Here is a 3,510-nt window from a genome sequence, read left to right as displayed (position 1 = left end):
GCCAAGTGAATTCTCCTTTTAGTAATGTATGGTAACTTTATTATATAGGAATTCACTGGCTTTTGTGTACATACAAAAAAAGGTGTCAGTGAGATTTCTCTCACCAACACCAAAAATTCAAGAACCAAATTTGATTAAGTGTTTGATATAAATCAAAATCTTCTGTATCCTTTGAAAGGGTTTGTGACAGATTCTTAATTGTCGCGATGTATTTAGAGGCTAAAGTAGTAATTTTTGCTTTATCAGCGCCTTTAAGCTGCTGTGCTTCTTTCATAATAATGTCCTTTAAAAGTGATAAATTACGGCGTGCATCTGGTCTTTTCTTATCATCAAGTAAAGTCATGCCATCATCAGCTAAACGTCTTAAATCGCGAATGTGTTGCGTTAATTCCGTATCATTTGAGTCTTGGAGTAATGCTTCGCTTGTCATCTCATTAATATCCATTGTATCATGCTCCTTTTCTTCATTGATACATTCATTGTAACAAGATATACTAAAAAGAACGATTATTCTAACTTGAGAAGGAGTAAATTATGCAGAAAAAACAAACATGGATTGATTACTATAATATGGAAGCCCATCCTGAAGGTGGCTTTTTTCATCAAGTATTAAAGTCAGACGAAACATTTGAAAGAGAGAATCAATCTCCGACGGCACTCTATACAAGTATTTACTTTCTATTAACCGATTCAAATCCGTCTAGATTTCATCGGTTAACGTCTGATGAGATTTGGTACTATCATTACGGAAATCCATTAACAATTCATATGATTACCCCAGAAGGGGAGTATCAACAAGTATCTTTAGGGACGGACATCGAGAAGGGGCAAGTGCTTCAAGCGGTCGTACCCAAAAACACAATCTTCGGATCGACGGTTGAGGAGAAAGACGGTTATTCGCTTGTAGGTTGTATGGTGAGCCCAGGCTTTAAATTTGAAGACTTTGAATTATTTGAACGACAAGCATTGTTAGAACAATACCCCGAACATAAAGAAATTATTACTCGCTTAACTACAGAAGAAAAATAATTATAAAAAATAAGCCACACTAGATTTAATTTTCTAGTGTGGCTTTCATTATGTGATTATTTTAAATCTTTTAAGCGAGCATTTTTAACGTCAGTGATTGTTTGTGTTCCTGCAAGTTGCATTACACGTTTTAAGTCGTTTTCGAAGTATTCGAATACGCTCTTAACGCCTTTCCATCCACCTAAAGCTAAACTGAATAATACTGGACGACCGATGGCAACGATATCAGCACCACTTGCTAGCGCTTTGAAGATGTGCTCTCCACGACGGATTCCACTATCGAATACGATTGGCACACGACCAGCAACTACTTCAGCGATTTCTTCTAAGACTTCGAACGAAGCAGGAGCGCCATCTAATTGACGACCACCATGGTTAGAAACCCAGATTCCATCCACACCAACAGCGATTGCTGCCATAGCGTCTTCAGGTGTTTGTACACCTTTTAAGAATACTGGTAGACCAGAGTATTGTTTAATGAATTGGATATCTTTTAAATCGATTTTTTGTTTAGATTGTCCATAAATATTGTTTAGAGACATGTTTTCCCCTGAACCAGTTAAGTAACGAGAAACAATTGGCATACCGAATGGGTATACGAATTCGTTACGAGTATCGCGGTCACGGTTACCACTTACAGTAGCATCTGCAGTTAGGATGATTGCTGAAGCACCATCTGCTTTAGCTTCGTCTAAGATGTTTTTGTTTAATTTATCATCTTTACTCATGTAAATTTGGAACCAACGTGGGTTACCAGCTAAGCCTTCTTCAATCTCTTCGAATGAAGCACCTGAATAAGCACTGATTGACATAATTGTTCCGCCAAATTCGCTAATCCCTTTAGCTGTTCCAGCTTCTTTAGATTCGTGAGCTAGACCATGAGCAGCGATTGGAGCCATAATGAATGGTACTTTTAAGTCATGGCCAAAGATTTTTGTTTGTGTATCAGGGAATTCAACGTCAGCTGCCATACGAGGTAAGATTCCTTTTTGGTTAAATGCTGAAACGTTACGACGTAATGTAAACTCATCACCAGATCCACCAGCCATGTAATCAAATCCGCCATGAGGAACGATTTCTTTAGCAAAGTCCTCTAATTCAATTGCATTGATAATATTTAAATCTTTTACCTCTTGAGGTGCATTATATTTGTTTTCTTCAGTCATGTTTATATTCTCCTTTTCTTAATTAAAATAATAATTGTAAAATTTGTGCACCAATTGGTGCGATAACAACAACAACAATACCCGTAACTACAATTGCTAAACCAGACATTGCTCCTTGGACTTCTCCAACTTCAATAGCTTTTGACGTTCCCATTGCATGAGCACTTGAACCAAAAGCAATTCCTTGAGCAACCGGGTTAGTAATATTGGCTACTCTGAATAGAGTAGGTCCAATTAAAGCCCCCACAACACCAGTGAATACTACGACCGCAACAGTTAACGGTACTAATCCACCAACAGATTCAGATATACCAATTGCAATCGCAGTCGTTACCGATTTAGGTAAGAATGTCGCTGCTAATGGATAGTCGAATCTGAACAACAAGCTAAATAGAATGATCAATACAGTATGGAATGCCACACCGGATACAATCCCTGTTAAGATTGCTGGGTAATTCTCTTTTAAGTACTTGAAGTTTTTCTCAAGCTTGATTGCTAAAGCAACCGTTGCTGGAGTAACCCAGATACTTATATATCTTCCTCCCTCATTATAAGTTTCATATGACACATTCGTTAGAAGTAACATAATGATGACACATATGATAGCGAATACTAAAGGATTAAAAAGTGGAAATTTAATCCGCTTATAAAGAATACTTCCAAGTAAATAAAAGCCAATAGAAACCATAAAACCAAAAAATGGTGTTGCAACTAAAGTACTTATCATTTTTTAGCCCCCTTATTCTGACGTTTGTCGATCAGTTTTTGAACAACTGTACCGACACACCACATCATTAATGCAGTCGTAACAAATAAAATTATTAGTAGCTGCCACCAAACGTTCCCGCCCAGTACTTCGAACTGAGTCATTAATCCCACCCCAGCTGGGACAAATAAGAAAGCTATGTTATCAGTTAGCCAAGTTCCAACGTCTTCTACTTTTTCAATCGGTAAAATATTGAAATGCAGAGCTAAGAACAATACGACCATTCCGATAACACTACCAGGAATTGCAACAAACGGTGAAATAACTAGCGACAATATTTCCCCGATATATGAGAAAATAAGTAGCCAAAATAACTGTTTTAACTTATCCATGTATGTCATCCTTTTCAATTATGATATAATCAATATGGAGCAAAATCCACATGATATGGAAGCGTTTCATAACTGTATAATACCATATAGCCTGAATAATTCATAGTTTTACTAATAGTCTTTCCTAACATTGATTTAATAGTCTTTAAAGTAATCTGCTTCATCACCCATTAGGTGATGAAAAAAGACCCCCTTTCTGATATGGTTAATTCACCAC

General features: G+C 36.9%; 5 protein-coding genes. 1 reads left to right on the top strand and 4 read right to left on the bottom strand.

Features of this window, described 5'->3' with window-relative positions; all coding sequences use genetic code 11:
* Positions 1-100: 100 nt before the first annotated feature.
* Positions 101-445 carry a hypothetical protein gene (locus tag ACEN31_RS11280; protein ID WP_407109457.1) on the bottom strand — a complete coding sequence of 115 codons (345 nt, stop codon included), beginning with the start codon at positions 443-445 and terminating at the stop codon, positions 101-103.
* 89 nt (positions 446-534) lie between these two features.
* On the opposite strand from ACEN31_RS11280, the gene ACEN31_RS11275 reads away from it, so the two are divergent.
* Entirely contained in the window at positions 535-1,029 is a 495-nt protein-coding gene (locus ACEN31_RS11275; protein ID WP_138404042.1) for a cupin domain-containing protein, read from the top strand.
* A 56-nt stretch (positions 1,030-1,085) separates the two neighbouring features.
* On the opposite strand, the gene ACEN31_RS11270 is transcribed toward ACEN31_RS11275, so the two are convergent.
* Genes ACEN31_RS11270 through ACEN31_RS11260 form a run of 3 tightly spaced genes read right to left on the bottom strand, consistent with a single transcriptional unit; the run spans position 1,086 to position 3,293 of the window.
* On the bottom strand, positions 1,086-2,195 hold the full coding sequence (locus ACEN31_RS11270) for an alpha-hydroxy-acid oxidizing protein (RefSeq protein ID WP_138404041.1): 1,110 nt from the start codon (positions 2,193-2,195) through the stop codon (positions 1,086-1,088).
* Between the two features lie 22 nt (positions 2,196-2,217).
* Positions 2,218-2,922, bottom strand: coding sequence for an LrgB family protein (locus tag ACEN31_RS11265; RefSeq protein WP_138404040.1), 705 nt, complete (start codon positions 2,920-2,922; stop codon positions 2,218-2,220).
* Entirely contained in the window at positions 2,919-3,293 is a 375-nt protein-coding gene (locus ACEN31_RS11260; RefSeq protein WP_138404039.1) for a CidA/LrgA family protein, read from the bottom strand. The genes ACEN31_RS11265 and ACEN31_RS11260 overlap by 4 nt, the downstream gene beginning before the upstream one ends.
* Positions 3,294-3,510: the final 217 nt, after the last annotated feature.

Origin of the sequence: Ruoffia sp. FAM 26255, from assembly GCF_045528525.1 — a bacterium.
In the GTDB taxonomy this organism is placed as follows: Bacteria; Bacillota; Bacilli; order Lactobacillales; family Aerococcaceae; genus Ruoffia; species Ruoffia tabacinasalis.
Note: the sequence above shows the minus strand (reverse complement) of the source record. Positions and strands in the feature narration are given on the sequence as shown.

Excerpts from the sequence above, each read along its gene's own strand:
- ACEN31_RS11280 (WP_407109457.1), bottom strand. The coding sequence starts at position 445 with ATGGATATTAATGAGATGACAAGCGAAGCATTACTCCAAGACTCAAAT.
- ACEN31_RS11275 (WP_138404042.1), top strand. The coding sequence starts at position 535 with ATGCAGAAAAAACAAACATGGATTGATTACTATAATATGGAAGCCCAT.
- ACEN31_RS11270 (WP_138404041.1), bottom strand. The coding sequence starts at position 2,195 with ATGACTGAAGAAAACAAATATAATGCACCTCAAGAGGTAAAAGATTTA.
- ACEN31_RS11265 (WP_138404040.1), bottom strand. The coding sequence starts at position 2,922 with ATGATAAGTACTTTAGTTGCAACACCATTTTTTGGTTTTATGGTTTCT.
- ACEN31_RS11260 (WP_138404039.1), bottom strand. The coding sequence starts at position 3,293 with ATGGATAAGTTAAAACAGTTATTTTGGCTACTTATTTTCTCATATATC.